We start from the raw sequence: 24,629 nt of genomic DNA, 5'->3' as shown, positions 1-24,629 counted from the left end.
ATGTTTTCTTGCGCTGATATATTCTAATCTCAACATCTAATCATCAATTTCCGTCCCATAAACTTTAATATTCTGACACAACAAGAAAGACTAAATAGTCATCCCTTTTTAAATAATTATCACCCCTTCTAAATCTTAAGGCTTGAGTACCTTTGATTTTTAACCTGAGGCCTCAGGTCCTACTCGATAGGACTGCTAAGGTCAAAAGCCTATTATCAGAACTGCACTCAAAGGCCTTAGGGAGGAGGGTAAACTGTAGAACATCAATGATGAAGATTAAATTAGTACAATGGATGACCTGTTTGGCACTGCTTCCCGCATTTTGCGAAAGCTCAACCGCTCAAACAAAAAGGAAACATGAGGAAAAGACATCTAATGAGGCGACCAATGGATTGGGAGATCGAAAATTCTGGCTGAAGGAATGGATAAGATTGCACGTCCAGTTATGCGGAGTCTGGCACATAATAATTTGCGGATCAATATGCCCACTACAATTTCGATACGCTCGGATAATCCCGAAATCCGCCAAAAGGTATTCCTGTGAAAGGGTAGTCTAATTTCAGCAAAGCAGCTGTTAAGTGCTATTGCAATCAGTTGGTGCGGATACTAAACTAGTGCTCTGAGGTAGGACTATGAAGCTTTTACTAAGGAAGAGGACGCATTTATGGGGTTCTATTCGATAAACTACGTTATAGATTTCTTTTAGGGTGGAACTGCCAATGATAGATTTTAAAATTATGTAAGCTATAATGGAGGCAAAAGAGGCCGGCTATACAGGAGAAAAAGGTGCCTGCTGAAGATTGATGACTACTTGCATATAGAAAGTGCAAAATTGGCAAGATATCATCATCAACAAATTCCTGCTTTATCCATTTTTTTGCAACTGATCTGAATTCGCATGCCTAAAATCCACTTTTCATTATATTAATGAGCTAAATGCGGCCCATTAAAAGTATAGTCCTGTTATTAGTCTCATTATCCATTTTTTTTCATTTTCTCTTAACATAATTTTGTTATTGAGGTAGTTTTAATTAAACCAAAATTTAACTATTAATTAACTTATTTTATTTCGATGAAACAAAAATGGTACTGCTTATTAGGTTTGATTATCACGATCTGTCTGAATCATGAAAGTGGTTTTGCATTCCAGCCGACAGTTCAAATACCTTTTTCTAAAGCTGATACCGTCCATAGATTACAGAAAAAAACAGTTAGAGTGTTGGATCAGGGCAGTTCCAGACCTTTAGATAGTGTCCGTGTTACGCTGGGAAAAGAATCTAAATATACCATTGAGGGAATTGCGGTTTTCGAGAACACTGACGATTCCGTTGTTATACTTTTAAAGCCGGGATATCATAGGGTGGGAAAGAGAATACCCGCTTCATCCTTAACTGTACGTATGGTCAAGGCAGAAGAATCAATGCCTGCATACTTTGTAAACACAGGCTTATGGAAAAATGCTGGTGAGGTGTTTTCCACTTCAGCGATAACAGTAACAGGAGCAGAGCTACGTAATGTGAATCCGCTTAGCCTGATTGATGGACTAAAGTTTTATGTGCCGTCATTATCGATAATGAGAGGAAACAATGATGGGGCTAACCCCAATATACTTCCTCAGCTTAAGTTGAATGGCACAGGTAATTTTCCGTTTTCGGCTACTGTTATAAACGATAATAATGGTGTATCAGGTGTGTTGAAGACACCCTCGGCTGCAGATTACATCGCATCGAGTATAACTTCGAACACTTCTCCGGTGTTTTTATTGGATGGTGTTCAGGTATCGGTTCAGACTATTTTGGATATCGATCTTAACCGCATTAAGAGCGTTACGGTTTTAAAAGATGCTGCGGGTACTTCGAGCTATGGTTTACGCGGGGGCAATGGGGTTATTGCAGTGCAGACTACTAAACCTCAGGGTAGATTGGCGATTTCGTTTACCGAACAGGTACAGATTTCCGCACCTGATATTTCTTCTTTCAAGCCTTTGACCGCTAAGCAGAAATTAGACATAGAGAAAAATTCAGGGCTGTTCAACGGACCTTTGGCCCCGGTTTTCCAAAAAAGATACGATCAGGCTTATAACAACAATGTAAATACCGATTGGTTGGCTGTTCCCCTCCAAAATGGACTGAGTAYGAAACATTCACTTGATTTAAGTGCGGGTAACGAAGATATCGCATATGGTTTGAGTGCATCCTATAATGACATTGAGGGTGTAATGAAAGGCTCTTTTAGGAAAAACCTTGATCTGGGCGCATATTTTGGTGGTCATTTTGGTGCTTTTTCCTTCAGTAATCATTTTTCTTATCTGGGGGTAGATGCAGCAAATTCTCCATATGGTGGGTTTGGTAGTTATGTTAAAATGAACCAGTACTGGCAGTTAAACGATCCATTTACCGGGAAATTTCAGAAAACAGTCGAGTCTAATGTACTTGCAAATGGCGATTTGGCTTATCTAAATCCAGCTTATAACGCAACCATTTCGACATTAGATGCTACAAATTATGCCCGCTATAGTAATCTAACTAGTCTCAACTGGCTGATTGGATCTGGGTTTCAGTTAAATGGAATGGTTAGCATCGCTAGGCAATCTGACGAAATAAATTATTTCCTGCCTCCCGATCATACCTCATTTGCCAATATTACTCCTGATAACCTATTTAAAAGGGGGCAATACAACTATACTTCCAACTCGTTTATGGATGTTCAGGGCGGTATCCGTTTACAGTATCAGAATAACTTTGGTAAACACCAGGTGTTTGCAAATGTGGGCATGAATTTATCACAGACCTCAAGCGAATCCGAAGGCATTGCAGTCAGTGGCTTTGCCACGGACCGTATAACTGATATATCTGCTGGAAACGGGTATTCAATTTCAAAACCGGTAAGCGGCAAAATAGTGACCCGTTATGTTTCTACCTTTGGCAATTTTGGCTATAGTTACAACGGACGTTATCAGATTGATCTTTCCGGATCAATGGATTATTATTCTGGGGTTGATATGGCTACTAATTCTGGTGCGATAGGATTCTCATGGAAGGTTAACCAGGAGCAGTTTCTAAATTCGGTAAAATGGATTAACCTTTTAAAGATCAGAGGCAGTTTAGGAATAGCCGGTAACCAGGGCTTTTTATCTTATTTGAACAGGACTACCTATAATTACTACACCGATCAGCAGTATGTTCCATCGGGTAGTGGTATAGGTACAATTGGAATTGGCTTAGGTGCCTACCTGACCGGTTTTGCAAATAACGGTCTGCGCGCGCCTCAAACGTTTAAACAGAATTTCGGACTTGACGCCGCTTTTTTCAATAACCGGCTAACATTGGCATTTAATGTATATAAACAATCTGGCTATAGGATGGTACTCCCGATAACTGCTGCTGCATCAACAGGCTACCAAAATTTTTCGTTTTATGATAACTATAGTGAAATAGAAACTAGAGGAATTGAAATCAGTGCGGTTGGAACGGTTTATAAATCACCTAATAATAACCTGAGGGTAAATGTTATGGCGAATGGTTTTCATGCAGCAGATAAGATTACAGCTTCAGGACCTTATTTATACCAGGTTAATAACTACAATAATTTCAGCGTTTCCCAAACTACCCTACAACCTTTATATGTGGCCGGACAGTCTGTTTATAGTATCTGGGCAGTTCCGTCCTTAGGCATTGATGCCCTGAGTGGCAAAGAAATTTTCCGGAAGAAGGATGGCAGCAGCACAACGATCTGGGATGCCAATGATAAAGTGCTGGCAGGCAATTTAATGCCCAAATGGATTGGTTCGCTGGGCACCGAAGTTACTTTCTGCCAGTTCTCCTTAAGTGCATTTTTTAACTATCAATATGGTGCTAAAGTTTATAATCAAACGATGGCAGATATCGAAAACGCATTAGTTGATGATAATTTGGATGCCCGTGTACTTAACCCTCAGCGTTGGGTGCCGGGTATGCCAGATGCCATCTATAAAGGGCTGTTTAATTCACCAACCTATGCAACAACCAGATTGGTCCAAAACGATAATAAAATTCAATGCTCATCAATCCTACTGGGCTATATGATCCCCAAAACAGTTGCAGAAAAGATCAAGGCGAGAAATTTAGGCCTAAAATTTATGGTGAACAATGCTTTTGAGATCGGTGGTGCTGATATGCAGCACGGAATTAATTATCCCTTCCAGCGCAATTACACATTCATTTTAAATGCAAACTTTTAAATCAGTTCCCATGCAGATTTTGAGAAAAAAAATAACAGCTCTTGCAGTGATATTAATGCTCTTTAGCATAATGGCCTGTAAAAAATGGGTTGACGGTACGCCGCAGCCCTTGCAGGTAGATGAATCGAAGGTTTTTTCTACCGAGCAGGGATTCAGGGAAGCTTTGAACGGCGTATACCTGCAAATGGGTTCGACTACACTGTATGGAAAGGACCTCACCATGGGGGTTCTTTCGCTAGCAGGAAGAAACTTTGATAGCATTAACGTAAACAAAGCCGGACAGTTATATTATCAGGCCGCCACCTACAATTTTTCAGATCCGGTGGTCAAGAATTATAGCGCGGAGGTATGGAACAAAATGTACCAGTCTGTGGCCAACCTAAATAACCTGCTTAACAACATAGAACTGAAAAAAACGATATTTACGGGTAATAATTACAATACGTTCAAAGGGGAGGCCCTGGCCTTACGGGGATATCTGCATTTTGACCTGCTCCGCCTGTTTGCACCAATTGATGCCGGGGCATCAGGCATTCCTTATGTAACCACCATCAGTGTTGATCAAAGCCCGACAGTTACGGTTGGGACTGCTTTGGACAGGTGTATCGCTGATCTGTCTGCTGCAGACGCGCTTCTGAATCCGAATGATTTAACGACTTCACAGATAACCAAATGGGCAGTAAAAGGTTTACTGGCGCGTGTATATTTATATAAGGGCGATATGGCCAAGGCAAGCGAAAATGCTTTGGCGGTAATCAACAGTAATAAATTTGCTTTGTCCCTTATACCTAAAAAATTGACTGTTACGGCTTCCAACATATTTCCAATGATCCGCTTAACCGAGATGTATTATATTTTAGCTGAATGCGCCGCAGATGTGCCTGCAGGCTTATCATATATCAACCAGGTACGCGGAGCCAGAAATTTAGCTGCCTTAACAACGCTCAATGTGCCCGACGCAATGGCGCTTTCCGCTGAGATCATGAATGAATACCGAAAGGAGTTTATAGGTGAGGGGCAAATGTTTTTTTATTACAAACGCAAGAACACGGCCTTTACCGCATTGCCGTTTTATCCAAAAACGCCGCCGGTGAGCGGTACAGCCTATGTGCCAATGGTGTCCAACCCAAGTTACACATTTGTGAGGCCTGAATAACAGGCATATACTAGAGAACCAAGAAATTAAATTGCAAGGTAATTATAATGAACAGCAATAAAACCATATTAAATAAAAGAGCTCGCCGCAGTGCAATACTGTTTCTGTTTCTGAGCTTTTTTACAACGGCACTTTTTGCACAGAATATCACAATAAAGGGTCTTGTAAAGGATGAATTAGGAGATCCGCTGGTGGGCGCTGTAGTGATACAGGTGGGTACTGCTAATAATACAAGAACAGATAAGGATGGCAATTTCGAACTGAAGAACGTATCTCCCGGGGCGAAACTTAGGGCATCCTATATCGGCCGCATCACAATTGAGCTTACTTTGAAGCCTGGTGAAACGAACGTGAAGTTTACCTTAAAAACCAATAATCTAACCCTGAAGGAGGTAACTGTAAATACAGGTTTATACAAACGTCCGGTGGGTAACTTTACCGGTTCCGCAAAAACGTATACCGGAGAAGAATTGAAAACAGTTAATCCCCGGAATGTAATCCAGGCCCTTGCGGTAGTCGATCCATCAGTAAGGTTGGCCCAGAATAATCAGTTTGGCAGTGACCCGAACAGATTGCCCAATATCCAGATCAGGGGAGCAAATAATCTACCTGTTTCCTTACAGGGAAATGCAGGGAGTGCAAACCCGGTATCAAATGGGGATATCACTGCCAACTACCTGGCCAATCCTAATCAGCCGCTGATCATATTGGACGGCTTTGAAACTACGCTCCAGACACTTTATGATATGGATGTGAACCTGATCGCCAATATCACGGTGTTAAAAGATGCTGCGGCAACTGTTGCCTATGGGTCTAAGGCAGCAAATGGCGTTATCGTAATTGAAACTAAACAACCAGTGGCGGGAAGATTAAGGGTAACCTACTCGGTCAATGCCAGTGCTGAACTGCCCGATCTTTCATCTTACCATTTAATGAATGCCGAGCAGCTTCTCGAAGCACAGCGGTTAACGGGGATTTACAGCGATCCGAACAATCAGTATATCGATGTTGCCAAGAAACAATGGTATGATTACCGCCTGGCTGGGGTAAGAAGTGGGGTTAATACTTACTGGCTTTCCCAGCCTGTTCAGACTGGCCTAGGCTTAAGTCAAAGTCTTTCCTTATCTGGAGGCTCAGGCCCCTTGCGTTACTCTTTTGGTTTAAACTATAACACTTCGGAAGGGGTAATGAAAGATTCTGGAAGGGATCGCTATGGTTTAAGTTATAATGTATCCTATTCAGTCAAGAATATCCGGTTAAGTAATGCCATTGCTGTGGGCTATACCAAAGGAAACAATACCCCTTGGGGAAGTTTTGATTCATACGTAAATCAATTTCCTTTTTTCAGGAACAATGATGCAAATGGAAATCCTATTAAAATTTTAGAACCGGGCCAATCAAGTTTAGGCTTCAGCATTTCTGCTCCTGGTGGAATTTTCACCAATCCGTCTTATAATGCGACCTTAAACGTAAAGGATTATGCTACTGTTTTAACTTTTACCAACAATACCAACCTGGAGTGGTCATTAACAGACAACCTGAAACTGACCGGTAGTTTAGGTTGGTCCTCAAATGCGCCGGGTTCAGAAACATTTTACCCTGCTGATCATACCAGATTTGTTTCGAGTGCACTGGCCCAGTTCCCTGACCTTGGTTCCTACCAACAGCTTAAGGGTAAAAACAGCGCAATTAGCGGCAGATTAAATGCGAGTTACCGTTTGGCGCTCGGTAAAAATACTATACTGGCAAATTTAGGTGCCTCGTTGCAAAAAACATCCAGTAACTCAACTACTGTAGCTGTTTATGGTATACCAAATGATTATCTGGGCGAAATGGGGCTCGCAAATGGTTTCGACTATCAGACAGTTAAACCGAGATCGACGAGCAATATGACCAAAAATCTTTCTAATTTTTTTAGTTTAAGCTATAATTATGACAACCGGTATACTGCAGAATTTACCGCTAACCTAAGCGGGTCTTCTCAGTTTGGCTCAAACAGCCGCTTTGCCCCATTCTATGCAGGAGGTTTAGCCTGGAATATTACCAACGAAAAGTTCTTTAAACCAAACGATATTATCCAGTCGGCCAAATTGAGTGCAAGTATCGGTACTACAGGCAATCAGAATTTTTCTTCAGATATGGCCCAACAGATCTACCAGTACAATTATTCAAATAATTACCGCCTGATGATAGGTTCTTCAACATTGAGTTATGCCAACCCTGATTTAAAGTGGCAGCAGACACTCAAAAGCAATATCGGGTTAAACCTGGGTATGTTTAAGGGAAGAATTAATGCCAGTATCGAGTTTTTCCGCGAAACAACCGACAATTTGATCCTACCTCTGGATATTGCACCCTCAACAGGCTTTACAAATTACCAGAACAATTTGGGCGCAACTAAAAATGAAGGTTATGAAATTGGGATATCGGCACCGGTGATTAAAAACCCGGCAAAAAACATATTCTGGACGGTTGCTCTGAACGGCGGCCATTATACCAATACAATCACCAGATTATCTCCGGCTATTACCGCAATCAATGACGCATACAATAAAGCAAATGACCCAAATAATGTAGATAACTCGAGGTATCAGACTACGCCGCTTCCGCGCTTCGAGGTAGGGCAGTCCATGAGTAGGATCTGGGCCGTACCATCTTTGGGCATAGACCCAGCGACCGGTAAGGAAATATTTACCAAACTGGACGGAAGCCGTACTTTTATTTGGGATGCCAGAGATAAACGTCCTATTGCAGATGCAACAGCAAAGATAAAAGGCAGTGCAAGTTCTAATCTGACTTATAGAAATTTTGTACTGAACATTATTGTCAGTTATCAGTATGGTGGTTATATGTATAACCAAACGCTGGTCGATCGGGTAGAAAATGTTGATTTAACACAAGGTAATGCTGATTTGAGGGTCTTGACCGAACGGTGGAAACAACCTGGTGATCAGTCTTCGTTTAAAGCATTGACAGCCGACGGTTCTTTAGGTCTGCAGCAGACCAACGCTACTTCACGTTTTGTTCAAAAGGATAATTTTATGGAACTGGCCAGTTTAACTGTAGGCTACAATTTTCCTGCGAACTTAAGGTGGATAAAAGCAGCACATCTGTCTGCACCCCGCCTGATGATTACGCAAAATAACCTGGTCCGTTTTGCTACAATCAAGACCGAAAGAGGTACCGGGTATCCTTTCTCCAGAAGCTTAAATTTTGGGATATCTACAAATTTTTAAACATATGTCTAAAATCAACAAAATTACACAAGAGACAGTTAAAAGGCGCAAAAGTCTTATCGGTATATTTCTGCCGAGTTGTTTTGTACTGCTTATTGCTTTAGGTGGATGTAAGAAGTTCTTGGAGATGCCCTTAAAAGACAAGGTGCCACAAGAGACACTATTTAATGATGAACAAGGCTTTATTGATGCTTTGACCGGCGTTTATCTGGGAATGGACAAACCCGCATCGGTTCCGATGAAAGGTTTATATACCTACGACCTTTCGGTTGGAATGTTATCGGTAATGGTGAACAACTATACAAATGCTTCTACCTCTGCCCTTGGCGATAATCTTTTTGCCAATGCATATAAATATGATTACAACCAGCTAGGTGTAAAACAGGAAATAGGATTTATTTGGAGTGGGATGTACAACAACATCGCCAACCTCAATAATATGCTTGGATATGTCGATGCGAAAAAAAGTCTTTTTTCCCGAGATCACTATTATAAGGTAAAGGGTGAAGCTTTAGCCTTACGGGCGCTGTTTCATTTTGATTTGGTACGTTTATTCGGCCAGTCGCCGTCAACAGGATTAAATGAAAAAGCGATCCCTTATATAACTTCATTTACTGCCAAATCTACACCTTTTGTCTCGCTCAATGCTGCACTGGACTCCTGTATCGTAGATCTAAATAAGGCTAAAAATGTGCTGGCCCAGGCCGATACATCGGCAATTAATCAGGGCAATACCGACTTATCTTCTGGATATACCCAGAACCATATGAACTATTGGGCAACCAAGGCATGTTTGGCCCGCATTTATTTATACAAGGGCGATTATGCAAACGCGGTGGCCAATGCAAAAGAAGTTATCGCCAGTAACAAATTCCCCTTATCAACAAGCAATGTAGCGGTTGCTACAGCCGGGACAAGGGACAGATTATTTTCAAAGGAACTGGTTTTTGCTGTATACAGTACGAATGTGAATACAATCAATGAAAGTATGTTCAACGTCGCACAGGGAACATCCCTTCAATTGGCAGCAACCAATAAAAATGCCATTTATGGAACTACAGCGCCGCTTGACTGGAGACTGTCGTGGTTTGACAACAATCCGGCAAAGGCATTTAATGTCCCATCTAAATTTTTTCAAAATCCGGGCTTGCCTTACGCTATGCAGAATATCGTTCCACTTATCCGGATTTCGGAAATGTATTATATCCTTGCCGAATCTGCCAATGCACTTGGCGCCTTGCCAGCTGGGCTATCCTATTTGAATATGGTAAGAAGCGCCAGGGGGCTTAATCCTCTTACTGCTGCCGAAGTGCCTGACGGAGTAGCGCTGTCTGCCGAAATCACTAAGGAATACAAGAAAGAATTTATCCAGGAAGGACAAACTTTTTTTTACTATAAAAGACTTAACAAAGATCTAAAGGTGGAATCGGGAACAACAGTCAACGTTCCTGTTAACCCTTACGTATTTCCAGTCCCTGATAAAGAACGTGAATACAATCAGTAAAATAACAATTAAACCAAAGAAACCGATATGAAGCTTAAATTTCAATATTTCGCTGTTTTTTCAATGAGCCTGTTTCTTTTCGGCTGTAAAGAAGATCCTGCTTTGTTTACCGGATCTGATGGCCTTTATTTTGGGACGGCGGATACAGTTATTTCATATTCTTTTGCCAAATATCCAAAAAAGCTAAAAGACACCCTTAATCTCCCGGTGAGTGTATTGGGTAATCCCTCGACAGCCAGTCGCTCCTTCAGTGTTGAGGTACTGCCTGCAAGCGGTGATGGAGCAGCCATTGAAGGAACGCATTATAAAATTGCACAGAACCTGGTTATTCCGGCGAAAACAGTCTCTGGTACAATTCCAGTGGTTGTGTTCCGGACAGCGGACCTTGAATCGGGAAAGCTGGTTAAGATCAGCCTGAGGCTAAAGAAAAACCAGGATTTTCCGGCAGAAGGGATCTCAGCGAAACAGAAACTGACCGTCAATCTGGCCTATATCCAAAAACCGGATTCATGGGGAGAGTTTACGGGATCTGTAACCGGTTTTTTTGCCGGTTATCAGACAAATTTCGGCACCTGGAGCCCAACAAAGTATAAGCTGATCTTGGATGCGCTCTATGACCCTGCCACCGCTACAACCATAACAGAATTTCCCGGAAGCAGATTTTCTCCCCCGGTAAGCTATAACCTATATGTGGCAACGGTAAGAAATTATATCAAAAGAAATTATCCGGGCAACTACGGTCTGGGTGGCGCGGTGCTGAACGATCCCGACAATGGCAATAAACCAGTTCAGGTAGGGCCTGCAAATTATTGATCAATTTCGTTTGAAGATATAAAAAAATGAAAAAGTTAAAAAAAATATTAGGTGTTTCCCTGACGCTGGCCATCATCGCTGTAATGATGGTAGGCTGTTCCAAAGACCAAGGGAATTACGACTACATCCAGGTAAATACACTTAAGGTTTCCACAGATATGTCCGGTGCAGACCCAAGTGTATTTATTACACCGGATTCGATTATTCTACGACAGAACGATAGTCTGAAAGTGAAATTGAAAATCGATGCTTCTTTGGGTGAACCCGGTGATTTCTCCTGTCAGTGGCTTCTTACGCAATATGTGCAATCCGCTGCTAACCCCACCAAATATCAGATCGGTAATGAGGTAAACTTAAAAACCAAAATTACATTGGCTCCAAATCTATACAGATTGGTGGCAAGGGTAACCAGTAATGCTACTGGTATCTCTTACTATAAATCTTTTGCGTTAAATGTATCAGGTGCAGAATGGGGTGGTGAAGGCTGGATTGTTTTACAGGAACAGGCCGATGGAGCAGATATTTCAGTGATCACAACAAGAGATGGAGTGATAAAAGGGAAAGTTTTCAATAATGTCTATTCAACAGTAAACAGCCACAAACTTCCGAGTGGCACTTTTAAAGTAAATGTGATCAACTATATTCCTGCACTAAATGCACAGAAGGTATCTTTTTTGTATCCCAATGGAGGGTTACAGGTCAGGAGCATTGATTTTGCGGATTCGACCAGGGCAGAGAACTGGTTTACTCCGGGCTCACTGCCTTCTACTGATTTTCAGGCAAATGGTTCTGGCGGTGGATCAGGGGCAGGGTGGGAGTATGTTATCGTCAATAATCAGATTGCCTATCGTCAGTTTGCCACTGCTGCCCATTTGGCCAATCCCCCATTGTTTTTTCCTCCTTACGCCGGGCTTTCTATTTCGCCATTTGTGATCAATGCAGGTTCAAGCGACCAGATATACACACTTTACGACCGGGTGAACAAGGCTTTTGTTGTATTCAATGCCTCAAGTTCTACAATTGTAAATACACCTGCTTATGCTGGAGGTGCAGCAAATTTAAACCCTACAACAGGTAGCGGATTTGACCTGAAAAATATAGGCGATAATATGGTCTATGCAGAGAATGCACAGCCTATGGCAACCTCGGCAGGGATTTATTGGAACTGCTTCTTTAGAAATGATGCAGGAAACAATACCTATTTAATCCAGTTTCCACGAGGTCTTGCCTATCCGAATAATTTTATAGCCGGTCGTTTTCAGCTGAAAGAACCAGCCTGTCCGGGGATCAATACGGCAACAATGTTTGCCAATGCCACATTCCTTGCTCCACCAAAAGGCGTGTTTTATTACGTAAACGGAAATAGGATATATACCTGCACCGTGAATACACTGGCCAGCTCAACGGCATCACTGGGTTTGACTTTCCCGGCAGGGACAATTGTTAAAGCAATAAAGGCTTTTAATTCGGGTTATACTGCCGCCAATATTACCGCGCTTAACGTGCCAGAGGGTAAAGTGCTGGTAGTGGCTACCGACGAAACAGCAAGCGGAGGCGGAAACAAGGTTTATTTCTTTAACCTGAATACCCAGACCGGCGCTATCATAGGTTCTCCCTCAAGTCCTGCCGATGTTTACGGCGGCTTCGATAAGATTACCGATATCACATTTAAAAAGGCATTGGGCCGATAGGCAAAAATCAAATAGTTTATTTCAACTTATATCAACAAAATACCGCCGATAGTAAGGCAGTCATTATGATTATCATCTTTTAACAATTATTATGAAATTAAAGTTTATTCCTGTTTTCGCATTTGCACTGCTTGTTGCTGGGACCGGATTTGCACAAGATTCTACTGCAGTTAAAAAGACTGCGGTAATAGCTAAGCTAAAACCTTACAACCAGGTGATTACTGCAAAAGCGGTTACCAAAACAGGTCTGTTTAAAGTTCACTTATTAGATGAGCATTATTATTTTGAAATTCCTGATGAATTATTGTCAAGAGAATTTTTGTTTACCACACGCTTAAGCAAGGTAGCTACCGGTAGTCCGCGTTATAGTGGCGATTTGATGAACGGGATGATCGTATCGTTTGAAAAAGCTGCCGGTGAGCGCTTATTTGTTCGTGCGATAACCAGTGTGGCCCAAAGTGATGCCACCAATGAACTGGCAAAAGCAGTAAAAAACTCAACAATCGATCCGATCATCATGGTACTGGATTTAAAAGCCCGTGGTACCGATAACAATTCATCGGTGATCGATATGACTGATTTTTTCTTAAAAGATAATATGCTTTCAGGTTTCCATCCGTCCGTTAAAAAACAAATGGGAACCGGAGCACCGGCGGCAGACCGTTCGGCTATTTTATCGATGGAGGCTTATCCGAACAATATCGAAGTTAAATCAATGAAAACTTATTCATTAGGGGCAGCAAAACCTGCTGGGGAGAGTGCTCCTGGTGCCGATGTGACGCCGACAGCTTCCAGCGTAGGGGTCACATTCGAAATCAGTAATTCGGTAATGGTATTGCCAAAGGAGGTGATGCAGATACAGGCTTATGATCCGCGTGTGGGTTTCAGGTCTGACAGCTATAATGTTTTTACGGATAAACAACAGAAAGTTGATGAGCGGCGGTTTATCATCAAGAACAGATTAGAAATTAAACCTGAAGATATCAAACGTTACAAGGCAGGTGAACTGGTTGAACCAAAAGAACCATTGGTTTATTACATTGATCCGGCAACCCCAAAACAGTACCGTAAATATATGATTGCAGGTATCAATAACTGGAACGAAGCTTTTAAAGCAGCTGGTTTTAAAAATGCGATCATAGGGAAGGAGTGGCCGGAGAATGATAAAACAATGGATCTGGAAGACTCGCGTTTTCGGGTAATCCGATACATGCCTGCACCAACCCCTTTTGTTGATAACAACCAGGTAACCGATCCGCGGACGGGTGAAATCGTTCAAAACTACATCGGTTGGTCACATAGCCAGGTTAAAACCCTTCATGATTGGTACATGGTGCAGGCTGGTGCTGTTGATGAGGGAGCCAGAAGCATGAAGTTCAGTGAAGCGCTGATGGGCGCATTGATTACAGCCGAAGTTAGCCGTACCATTGGTTTTACCCTTGGTCTGCGCGAAAATCTGGGCAGCAGCTCAACTATTGCAATCGAAAAATTAAAGGATAAAAACTGGTTGGCCACACATCCGTATGATCATTCAATTATGGATTATAATCATTACAACTATGTTGCCCAGCCCGGTGATATGGTTTCCCGTAAAGGCTTAATCCCGATGATAGGCGATTATGATAAATGGGCAATTAAATGGGCATATGGGTATACCGGTGCAGCTGATTTTGAATCTGATAAAAAAATCAGGCTGAAGTGGATTACCGATAATTTAAAAACGGGTTCCAATCTGTTGTTTGCCCCTCAGACTGGTGACATCAAGACCACTGATATAAGCAATCCATCTGCGCAATGGGAGGATTTAAGCAGTAATCCGGTTATGGCGGCGGAATACGGGGTCAAGAACTTAAAATTTATAATGGCCAACCTGATCAAATGGACCACAACAGATGATAATACTTATTTTAATACCTCGGATATTTATTACACGCTGGTGAGCCAATATTCATTTTTAATGCGCCATGCTTTTACCCAGGTAGGGGGAGTAAACGAAAGTATCAAGAGTGTAGATCAGGAAGGCGATGTATATTCACCAGTTGCCAAGGCAACCCAAAAAGCAGCCGTAGCCTTTTTAAATCAAGAAGTCTTTAATACCCCTAAATGGATTTTAAACCCTGCGGTATTAAATAAATTCAGGAAACCTGCTAAAAAAGAAGAAGTTACCAAAATGCAGGAGGATGCACTTTTTCATCTTGTAGAACCCAGTAGGCTTTACCGGATGAACGCCACTACCTTGCGTTTTGGAAAAGAAAAAGCCTATACTGTAGATGAAATGCTTACCGATCTGAACAAAGGTATTTTTGCCGAATTGCAAAACCGCCAAGCTATTGATGGGGGTAAACGTTATATGCAAAAAATGCTGGTAAATTTTCTGCTCAGGAATTTAGTAGAAGGAGAGGCAACTGTTGATCCAGCCAAAGAACTTGCCATTGCGGGTACAGATGTGCCGGTGGTATTGCGTTCGCAATTAAAAGGGATTATGGAGCAATGTAAAACTGCTATAGCGGGATACACTGATCCGATAACGACTGCGCACCTGAGGTACATTTCAGAAAAAATCAACAATACTTTAAATCCAAGGAACCAATAAGTTGATTTTGTAGGACGATAATATACAGACAATGAGATTAAGATTCATATTTATGGCTTTGCTTGGATTGTGCAGCACCCAGTTGCTGGCACAAAACAAAAATAATAAGCAAGCATCTGCAAAAACGGATACCGTTGAGAGAAAAGCAGACCCGTTAAAAGCAATTTTGACCGGAAATACAATAGTTAAAAAAGGTCTATTCAACATTTATAAAACAGGGGAGCGGTATTATTTTGAAATTCCCGATTCTCTTTTGGGCAGGGAATTGCTGCTAACTAATTGGTTGGTCAAAGTTCCTGGTGGAAGCCCTAAGTTCGGTGGAGAGGAAATGGGCCAAAAAACTATTTTATTTGACAAAGGAATTGGGAAGAAAATCAATTTAAGGGTGGTAAGCCTGATTACCCATTCCGATTCTACAAACACCATTGCCAAAGCGGTCGCAAACGCAAATATAGATGCCATTGCATCTGTATTTGAGGTGAAGGCCAGAGGGGAAGGCAATAGCAGTTCGTTCATCGAGATGACGGATTTTCTTCAAAAGGAAAATACATTCACCAAACCCAATGATGAGGTGACCAAAAGGTTAGGTCTGGGAAGCGTTGCTCAGGACCGTAGTTATTTAAAAAGTGTCGCTTCCTATCCAATCAATGTCGAATTAAGGTCGGTGCGGACCTACTCCGCCACCGTTCCGGCAAAACCTTCACCAATATCACCTGTTTTGGATGCTGCCAAAGTAGGCGGGAATGTGACTTTAGAGGTATCAACATCAATTTTGTTGATGCCCAAAACGCCAATGGTACCAAGGGAGTTCGATCAGCGGGTAGGCTATTTTGCCGATAGTGGTTATACCCCACTCACTGACGATCAACAGAATATTGAATTTAAGTCCTTTATTGTCCGTTACCGTTTGGAACCCAAGAAAGAAGACCTGGAAAGATACAGAAAGGGTGAACTTGTTGAGCCCAAACAGCCGATCGTATATTATATTGACCCAGCAACGCCTAAACAGTGGCGCCCTTATCTGATACAGGGAATCAACGATTGGAACGAGGCCTTTAAATCGGCCGGCTTCAAGAATGCGATCATTGGAAAGGAATGGCCCGAAGGCGATACCACCATGAGCCTGGAGGATGCACGCTACAAGGTACTGCGCTATCTGCCTTCGGAAACCGCTAATGCCTATGGACCCAATATCCATGACCCAAGAAGTGGAGAGATTCTGCAAAGCTATATTGGCTGGTATCATAATGTAATGTCACTGGTGCACGACTGGTACATGATCCAGGCCGGGCCTAATGATCCAAGAGCACGTACGATGACCTTTAGTGATGAACTGATGGGCGAACTGATCCGGTTCGTTTCGTCCCACGAGGTAGGACATACCCTTTTGCCAGACCGAGGATGTTGGTGATAACAGCACAGTGGCGAGTGGTTATGGCATCAAAAACTTAAAATATGTTTTGGCGCACTTGCCGGAATGGACAAAAGAGGAGGGAGATTTATATAAAAACCTGACCCAGATGTACATTCAGGTCGTAACCCAATATAACCGCTATCTGACCCATGTTTCCAAAAACGTGGCAAGTGTTTATGAAACGATTAAATATCCGCAGGAAGCAGGTGATATTTACGAGTCTGCTCCGGTGGCAAAACAAAAAGAGGCCGTGGCATTTTTAAACAGGGAGCTTTTTGAGACCCCCAGGTGGCTGCTTGACCAAAATATCCTGAATAAAATCGGTAACCCTGCCCGTTACAGTAGCGTAAACATTGTTCAGGACCGCCAGATGAACGTCCTGTTCAGTGACAGGGTATTCAATACCCTGAACATGATGGAACAGCGCTTTGGCAAAGATAAAACTTATTCAATGATAGAATTTTTGGCGGACATGAAATCAGGTATCTGGAGCGAGCTGAAAAGCCATAAACCCATTGATCAGTACCGCCGCGATGTACAGAAATCTTATGTAGATGCCCTTATCAGATCAATGAAGGAAGCTGAGACTGGAAGTAACGCCATTGGCCTTTTATTTGGAGGCGTAGCAGCTGCAGAAGCAGCGCCAATAACTACTGCCTCGGATATCGGTGCAATAATAGGGGTTCACCTGGACGATCTGTGCAAGGATATCCAGAGCGCAATTCCAACAGCCACAGACAAAGATTCAAAAGACCACCTTCAGTATGAAGCAGATTATATTAAAAGAGCGTTGAACAAGCGTTTTAATGCAAAATAAATAAAATAATTTGAAGTATATCCACAAATGCGTTTTTGGATATGCTTCACTTAAAACTGAATTTGAAATAAAGAGAATAAAATGAAGAAGCTATTTTTAATCCTGTTATACTGCAGCCTACTGGTTATCGATACCCGTGCGGATACAGTTAATGCAACACTTAATTGTACCGTTCATGGAGGTAGCACCAGCGGCCTGTTCCTCTATCAGTTAAAGGAAGGGGATGCCGTAAGTTTAGGTTTCAAACGTCCCGATAAAAATGGGAACTGTACTTTTGGCCTGAACGTTAAAGAAGGCGTTTACTTTTTCAAAAAGGCGGGAGGTAAGGGGCATGAGTTTAAATATGCCATATACCTGAAAGCTGGCGAGCAAAAAAAGATTGATTTTTATGCCTCCAATCTTTCAATCGACTACGATAGCTGTACCGTTACAAAATCCAACCCGGAGACTAAAAGCCTGCAGACCTGGTTAAATGCAATGAATGCTTATTGCCGTTCTGTAGTGAGCAGACCAAGCCTTGGACGCGATAAATATGCACAATTTGAGCAGTTTTCAGTATCATTTTTAAAATCCAACAAAACTGCCAATGCTTATTTTGGTGCCTGGCTTAAGGATAAAGTTGCGGTGGACCTTTTATATCTAAGGGCGGCTAATTATTTTGGTTTTGGCAGGTTGAACGGCATTCATGATACAGAAGAGGGAGAGACTTTTTATAAACCATTGCTTGATAAAAACATCATCAATGACGTGCGCCTACTCCGCACAGAACAAGGCATGGAACTGCTCGATTACGTTTTTGGGTATTGGAAGTTTAAAGAAGTGAATAATGTACAAAAAGTCGTAGATAACCTGTTTTCAGCTGAAAATGCATCTAGGATTAACCAAAAAGGCGTGAAAGTTGCATATTTATTGCACAAAATGCCCAATATCAAAGAGTATGAAGATTTTAGGCGTTACGTAGAACCCTTTAAAAATATTTTTGTTACCCAGGATCAGAAAGAAGCTTACGAGAAACGCTACAACGAGCTGGGGCCATTGGCAAAAGGAAGTCAGGGATGTAATTTTGAACTGAAAGATGTAAACGACAAGACCTATACATTGACCGGCTTTAAGGGGAAAGTTGTGATCGTTGATGTTTGGGCTATGTGGTGCGCTCCATGTCTTCAGGAAAAACCGGTAATGGAAAAAATTGCCGAAAGCTATAAAGACCGAAATGATATTGTTTTTATCGGAATGTCGGTGGATGGTTATGCTAAAAAAGAACTCTGGAAAAGTTTTGTAAAGAAAAAGGGCTTTACCAGTATTGAGCTGTTATCACAGTCTGATGATGCATTTTATAAGTTCTATAAGATATCGGGAATTCCGCGTTTTCTCATTTTTGACAAAGAAGGGAAGGTGGTTACTGTAGATGCGCCGGTTCCTTCCAATCCGGGTTTTAAAAAGATTGTTGATGCTGCCTTGGCAGTAAAATAACCAGCTGATGTATACCCGGGTGTCCAGGGTTTAAAAAAATAATAATATGAAAAAAAATATCAAAGGCTTTTTGTTCGGGATTTTTTGTCTGCTATTTTCAGTAAATGCAGCTGCACAGCAGGGACAGGTTAAATTAACAGGTACGGTGGCTCAAAGAAAGAACTATCAAATTATKATCGCCTGTAAACTCGGCGACAAATCTTTTAGGGTAGCGAGTTATTTTATAGATACTACCTCTAATAAGTTTTCCCTGGCTATTCCCTTTCATAAGAACGGGGTTTATCAAATGCGGGTGGTGGTAATGAAAAAAGGGCACCGGAGATTGGAAGCTGATTATGATGCGGCTTTTGCGTTAAAGGTGTCCGAAAAAGAAGACCTGAATATAAAAATTGATCCGGCTTTGTTTACCCAGGCGGGCAAGGGGCTAACAATTGAAAAACTGCCGGCAAAGTTTTCAACTGTTTCGGTTTCCGGCTTACTCAAAGATCCTAAATTTGGCATCGAACTTTCTTTTGAAAAGGTTGTTGAAGGGCGCCTTCAGACCATTCAGTCTATTTTTATTCCCAAGGGCGATTCAACTTTTAAATTTATTGTACCGCTGGAAAAAGAAGGGTTTTATTACCTTTCTACCGTGCGTGCAAAAAAACGGCTTTACCTTCGTCCAAATGACCAGGTTAGCCTAACCCTGGATGCAATGTCGGGAATCCAGGCAGGTTCCTCGAGCTCAAGCCCAGAAAATGGGCTAATTGCCCAATGGGAACAACTGATAAGACCTTTGGCATTAACGGCAATGGAAAATAAGCCAGACCGTGATGCATTTACAACTTCCTATAAACTTTTGCAGCCAAAAATTACGGCTTTTATGCAACAGGTGAAAACACCAAATCCCAGATTTAACCAGCTCTTTAAGACTGCAGTTCAATTGGACAATAATTTATTTGCCTTAAAAGTGCTGTTGCAATCTTCGACAGAGAAGCGCGGGGGATTTTTATTCCAAGCCAAAGATTTTTTGAATGTGCCACAATATTATCAACAGATTCTCAAGGAAAATAGGATAAACTCGACTCAGATCCTTCAATTGGGGGAAGGCAGTGATTATTTGAGCCTGTATGCAAAATTTACTTTGACAGAATTGGAGGAAGCCAAAAGAAAACAGTTGGCTGATGCCGAAAAGGTAAAACTGATGATGGGCGCAGTGAGCAATGATACTTTAAAATCGTTTCTACTGAAATCACAACTGGAAGAACTGGAGTTTAATATATCCAATTACAGTGAATTCCGGGAAGTCTTTATTCCATACCAGCAATACGCAAAACAGGCCTCTGTTAAGGGAAAATACCTCAGCCTATTTAATATGTTCGCCGCAGATACAGCTTTTATAGGTAAGTCAGCCTATGATTTTACATTGCCGGACGTGAACGGTAAAATGGTGTCAATGCAGGAATTTAAGGGGAAAGTAGTTTTGATCGATGTCTGGGCTACCTGGTGCGGGCCATGTAAGGCACAGATGCCTTTCCTGAAAGAAGTGGAAGAACATTATAAGGGAAATAATAATATTGTTTTTGTTGGGATTTCTCTGGATGCAGAGAAAGATAAGCAAAAGTGGCTCAATATGATAAAAGAGAAACAGCTCGAAGGCGTTCAGCTTTTAGATGACCTGGGCAAGTCTTTTGGTAGAAAATATAAATCGGTTGCGATCCCACGTTTCTTTTTGATCGATAAGAACGGAAAATGGTCAGAGGTACGTTGCCCCCTACCCGAAACCGGTGAAAAGATTAAAAAATATATTGACAGGGAACTTAACCGTTCCATTTAACTCCAAATCCCTAAAGACTTTCTGTTGGAAGATCCTTTAGGGATTTGAATGTTTTTTAGGATAATCATTGCCAAAACAAGTGAGCGTATCCCTGACAAGGATACAGTCTGCCGTCATCTCTAAAGAAGTATGAAAAGGACAATGAGCTTTCGCTGGCTGGCTGTTGGAAGGAATCAGAATAACAACAAAACTTTAAGCTGGCTAGCTAGGGGGGACTTCGATCTGAAAAAGCCTGGTCGGTTTTTTTAAGATCTCATGCAGAAAGGGCTGAAACTGAAAACAGGCATACATTTTCTTCGAAGGGAAATGTATGCCTGTTCCTTGATATCTTAAAAATACACTTATACCTTTCTGTGGTATGGGGCCTATAATCAATGGTCCGTCAGGATTACTTTAGTTATGGAGAATAAAACCCATTCTGTTTTGATTACCTGTCAAGGTACTAAGTCCTTTATATTCCCGAGGTGTTTTTCCAGTAACTTTTTTAAAGATCCTTGTAAAATAGAAAGGATCATCATATCCCACTTCGCCGGCAATTTCCTTTACTATCAGGTTGCTGTTAGTAAGCAGTTCACTTGCACGCTCGATTTTTATCCTGATAAAATATTCAATCGGGGATAGCCCGGTTTTTTGTTTAAATAACACAGAATAATGAGATGGAGAGTATCTGAATGCTTCGGCAATTTCATCTACACAAAGGCGCTTATGAACATTGGCTTTCATGAATGATATGGATTGATCCAACTGATCTTCTTTTTCTACTTCCTGGACTGTTTTTTGCTGCTGATTAGGGAAGAGAAAAAAAGAAATAAAACGATAAAGGCACAGATTGGCATAGGCTATGTTTTCATCGGTAAGACCATTCGAAAGACTAGAAAAAATTTCGGTCCAGGAATCGATAATCTGACCGTCGAAAATAAGATTGGTTGGAGAAGTAAATTTATTTAGGCCAAAAGTTGTATCGAGTTCCTTTATCATGTTTCCATTAAAATGTAAACAATAAACTTCCCAAGGGTGCCCTTTATCTGCCCGGTAACTATAACCGCTGTTTGGCGGTATTAATATAAACTGGTTAGAATGAAGCTGGAAGTTGCCATGTGCTGTTTCACACAGACCTTTCCCCGTCAAACAGTAGATCAATACATAACTATCTGTATATTCCGCAACTTTAGAGGGCGAGTGGCTAACCTGGGTAATATAAAGGAGATTCTTAAAAGGTATATTCTTGATTCTATTCTGTACCTCTTCAGGAATATTGACCTGTTCTTCCAAGAGCGCCTCATCGTGTAAAAAATAATTCATAAACCTTATGATTTGTTTGTTTGGTTATTGCAAGACCAAATATGGGCAGAGAAAAAAGAGAACAGAAAAAAAGCACCACTACAAAACCATTACAATATGCATTTTTTGGTGTTATAGACTACTACATTACCCTTTTAGCGGGGTGAAGTGTAGTGGCCAACCGAAATGTGCCCACTAAAAGGCCGTATTCCGTTTGCAAGTTTTATAAACCAAATGTATCAAAGACTTTAGAGCTGGTGGAAGCAAACAACCAGGTAATGGGCCAAGGCTGGCCAGGTTCAGGTTTATAAAGCAAATGGGTTAAAGACGGTCGAGCTGCGAGAGGAAGGTGACCAGGTTATAGTCCAGGCCGGTCAGGTTCAGTTTTTTGCGCAGTCTGGTCCGGGCAATCTCAATTGACTTGATATTCTKATGGGTAATAGCTGAAATTTCCTTGGTGGTCATATTCAGTTTTAAAAACGCACATAATTTCCGCTCGCTCGGACTAAGATTTGGAAACCTTTCGTTCAGGACATGATAAAAATCTTCATGTATCTGTTGGAATCTGAACTCAAATTCTTTTAAGAGTTCAGGGCGCAGGTTAGACTGGAGATCGGTAACCACTTTTTGCATGGCAGGCTGGCTTACTTCATCTACATTCTGCTTAATCTTTAGGAGTTTTTCCGATATATGGTCAATGAGCTCATTCTTTTGAATAAGGTGTAAGATATTGGTTGTTAGTTCTTTGTTTTTTAACTCGATGCCTTTTTGTAAATTTTCCTTCTCCAGTTTCAGGTGTGCCTGTTCCAAAAGGGAATTTTTTACCTTGTTGCGCTGCAGATAAAACAACAGGCTCACAATTACCAGCGATAATGCAAGGCCAATCCCTGACAATAGATAAGTAAGTTCTTTTTCTTTTTGTTTGGCCTGTTCCTCCCGCTGCTTTTTGTCAAACTCGAACTGCATTTCCAATTGGGTTATTTTGTTCGACCGTTCGGCGTTGAAAAGTGTATCACTTATCTTTTTGTTCAGCGCAAGAGACTCGAAGGCCTGTTTGTAATCGCCTAATTGCTGGTACAGTTTGTAGAGGTTGGAGGAGGCACGGCGTACGGTTAACAGGTCTCCGTTACCTTGTCCGAGTTTAATGGCTTCTTTAAGATAGGCCTCTGCAGTTTTATACTCCTTGAGTTCAAAATAGAACTCTCCAAGGCCATCATAAGATAAGATCTGACCGGAAAGGTCATTGTTTTTTTTACGGATGCTCAACGCCTCCATGTAATATTGGAGCGCCATTTTGTTTTTGCCCTGCTTATGATATAGCCGGCCCTGGTTTGTGAGTACATGTACTAAATTTTCCTCATCTTTTAGTTGTTTACAGATCTTTAGCGCTTCGGTATAAAAGAAATTTGCCTTGTCAAATTCCTTCATTTCTTCATGTATTATCCCCAGATTGTTCAGCAGGCTCTCTTTTAATTTTTTCTCAGCTCCGATTTCTGATTTTTTGGAAGTGGAAAATGTGAGCGCCTTGTTGTAATACCGGATTGCATTTTTATAATCCCTTTGGTAGTAATTGATAATACCGATTCCGTTATAGGCTGCTAAAAGGTCATTGGAACTGGAAGCTTGATTCTTGATAATTTCCTGAAACATGTCTAAAGACTTTGGATAATTTCCAACCTTTAGATAGGCTCGGGCGAGATTGATGACCGCTTTATTTATCATCGAATCCAATTGGATTTCACTAGCTAGCGCCATTGCTTCTTGAGCATAAGCGAGAGCTGATTTGGAATCCGACTTACTCATCAGTTTTGAAAGTGTCAACATGGTCTTTAGTCTTTCCCCCTGAGAAGCAGCCGCAGAAAGATGAACTTTTAGGCTGTCTATCGCTCTGGTATCAGACTGCGCCAGGGCAGACTGGTAAATTGAAAAAAACGCAATTAAAGTAAAATATATTTTTAGCTTATATGTCATTTTTGCCGGTATAAGAAAGGGGATGCTGTTATAAAACTGCAGGTGTTTTGCAATACTCAAACATACAAATAACGCATCGTATTTATGATATCCTCTTTAATTAATTACGGTGCTTTTTAGACTAATACTCATGATAAATTGCTACTTTCAGTCGTTCAAAGGTTGGGGCTGTTGGTTTAGGCGATGGAAGTTTGGTTTATCCAATAATGGATTTTAATATTTAAAGCGCTTTTAAATCATTTTAATGATAAAAACTTTAATTTATTACTTACAGCACTGGTTAATATCAACTAACCTTGTTATTCTTGCAAAAGATTTGCATAATACTATGGTCCTTAACGTGACTGATCGTCCATATAGGTTATTTTAATGGTTAAAGCCTGCTGTTATAATGAATCATATATTGACTGTATATTCTTTTTGCTTTTCTCTAATGATCAAAGATCGCTACAATGAAATTATCACAAATTAAACACTATGTTCTTTTCTACTGTTTTATAACCGGTTTTCTTTCCGCAGGGAAGTTATGTGCCCAGGGACATTCTGATGCCCATCCCAAAACACCGATCATGGGCTGGTCGAGCTGGAATAATTTCAGGGTGGCTATTGATGAAAAGATCATCAAGGCGCAAGCAGATTTTATGG

13 protein-coding genes and 1 pseudogene are annotated in these 24,629 nt (G+C 41.3%); 12 read left to right on the top strand and 2 right to left on the bottom strand.

Annotated elements, in window-relative coordinates; translation table 11 throughout:
• Nucleotides 1-1,072 precede the first annotated feature (1,072 nt).
• The 11 genes from AC1DND_RS06560 to AC1DND_RS06510 all read left to right on the top strand — a co-directional run bounded on the left by AC1DND_RS06560 (nucleotide 1,073) and on the right by AC1DND_RS06510 (nucleotide 20,732).
• Nucleotides 1,073-4,219, top strand: coding sequence for a SusC/RagA family TonB-linked outer membrane protein (locus tag AC1DND_RS06560; protein ID WP_477580097.1), 3,147 nt, complete (start codon nucleotides 1,073-1,075; stop codon nucleotides 4,217-4,219).
• A 70-nt stretch (nucleotides 4,220-4,289) separates the two neighbouring features.
• Entirely contained in the window at nucleotides 4,290-5,375 is a 1,086-nt protein-coding gene (locus tag AC1DND_RS06555; protein ID WP_477580095.1) for a RagB/SusD family nutrient uptake outer membrane protein, read from the top strand.
• A 47-nt stretch (nucleotides 5,376-5,422) separates the two neighbouring features.
• On the top strand, nucleotides 5,423-8,611 hold the full coding sequence (locus AC1DND_RS06550; protein WP_477580093.1) for a SusC/RagA family TonB-linked outer membrane protein: 3,189 nt from the start codon (nucleotides 5,423-5,425) through the stop codon (nucleotides 8,609-8,611).
• A 4-nt stretch (nucleotides 8,612-8,615) separates the two neighbouring features.
• Nucleotides 8,616-10,115 carry a RagB/SusD family nutrient uptake outer membrane protein gene (locus AC1DND_RS06545; RefSeq protein ID WP_477580091.1) on the top strand — a complete coding sequence of 500 codons (1,500 nt, stop codon included), beginning with the start codon at nucleotides 8,616-8,618 and terminating at the stop codon, nucleotides 10,113-10,115.
• A gap of 27 nt (nucleotides 10,116-10,142) precedes the next feature.
• Nucleotides 10,143-10,928, top strand: coding sequence for a DUF4843 domain-containing protein (locus tag AC1DND_RS06540; RefSeq protein ID WP_477580089.1), 786 nt, complete (start codon nucleotides 10,143-10,145; stop codon nucleotides 10,926-10,928).
• A 26-nt stretch (nucleotides 10,929-10,954) separates the two neighbouring features.
• Nucleotides 10,955-12,619, top strand: a complete 1,665-nt coding sequence (locus AC1DND_RS06535) for a PKD-like family lipoprotein (RefSeq protein ID WP_477580087.1) — start codon at nucleotides 10,955-10,957, stop codon at nucleotides 12,617-12,619.
• Nucleotides 12,620-12,710: 91 nt separating this feature from the next.
• The gene (locus AC1DND_RS06530) at nucleotides 12,711-15,212 is read left to right on the top strand and encodes a zinc-dependent metalloprotease (protein WP_477580085.1); all 2,502 of its coding nucleotides are present in this window, start codon (nucleotides 12,711-12,713) and stop codon (nucleotides 15,210-15,212) included.
• Between the two features lie 31 nt (nucleotides 15,213-15,243).
• Nucleotides 15,244-16,623 carry a DUF5117 and DUF5118 domain-containing protein gene (locus tag AC1DND_RS06525; protein ID WP_477580083.1) on the top strand — a complete coding sequence of 460 codons (1,380 nt, stop codon included), beginning with the start codon at nucleotides 15,244-15,246 and terminating at the stop codon, nucleotides 16,621-16,623.
• A gap of 10 nt (nucleotides 16,624-16,633) precedes the next feature.
• Nucleotides 16,634-17,443 carry a zinc-dependent metalloprotease gene (locus AC1DND_RS06520; RefSeq protein WP_477580081.1) on the top strand — a complete coding sequence of 270 codons (810 nt, stop codon included), beginning with the start codon at nucleotides 16,634-16,636 and terminating at the stop codon, nucleotides 17,441-17,443.
• A gap of 81 nt (nucleotides 17,444-17,524) precedes the next feature.
• Nucleotides 17,525-18,916 (top strand): TlpA family protein disulfide reductase, encoded by a 1,392-nt coding sequence (locus tag AC1DND_RS06515; RefSeq protein WP_477580080.1) that lies wholly within the window; start codon nucleotides 17,525-17,527, stop codon nucleotides 18,914-18,916.
• A 46-nt stretch (nucleotides 18,917-18,962) separates the two neighbouring features.
• Nucleotides 18,963-20,732 (top strand): TlpA family protein disulfide reductase, encoded by a 1,770-nt coding sequence (locus AC1DND_RS06510; protein WP_477580079.1) that lies wholly within the window; start codon nucleotides 18,963-18,965, stop codon nucleotides 20,730-20,732.
• Nucleotides 20,733-21,125: 393 nt separating this feature from the next.
• On the opposite strand, the gene AC1DND_RS06505 is transcribed toward AC1DND_RS06510, so the two are convergent.
• Both AC1DND_RS06505 and AC1DND_RS06500 read right to left on the bottom strand, forming a co-directional pair.
• On the bottom strand, nucleotides 21,126-22,034 hold the full coding sequence (locus tag AC1DND_RS06505) for an AraC family transcriptional regulator (RefSeq protein WP_477580078.1): 909 nt from the start codon (nucleotides 22,032-22,034) through the stop codon (nucleotides 21,126-21,128).
• Nucleotides 22,035-22,334: 300 nt separating this feature from the next.
• Nucleotides 22,335-23,984, bottom strand: a complete 1,650-nt coding sequence (locus AC1DND_RS06500; RefSeq protein ID WP_477580076.1) for a tetratricopeptide repeat protein — start codon at nucleotides 23,982-23,984, stop codon at nucleotides 22,335-22,337.
• A 452-nt stretch (nucleotides 23,985-24,436) separates the two neighbouring features.
• On the opposite strand from AC1DND_RS06500, the pseudogene AC1DND_RS06495 reads away from it, so the two are divergent.
• Nucleotides 24,437-24,629, top strand: a pseudogene (locus tag AC1DND_RS06495) (hypothetical protein); the annotation flags it as partial.

It is taken from the genome of Pedobacter sp. 01N416 (genome assembly GCF_056399685.1).
The sequence above is the reverse complement of the archived record's forward strand: the minus strand, read 5'-3'. Positions and strand labels throughout refer to the sequence as shown.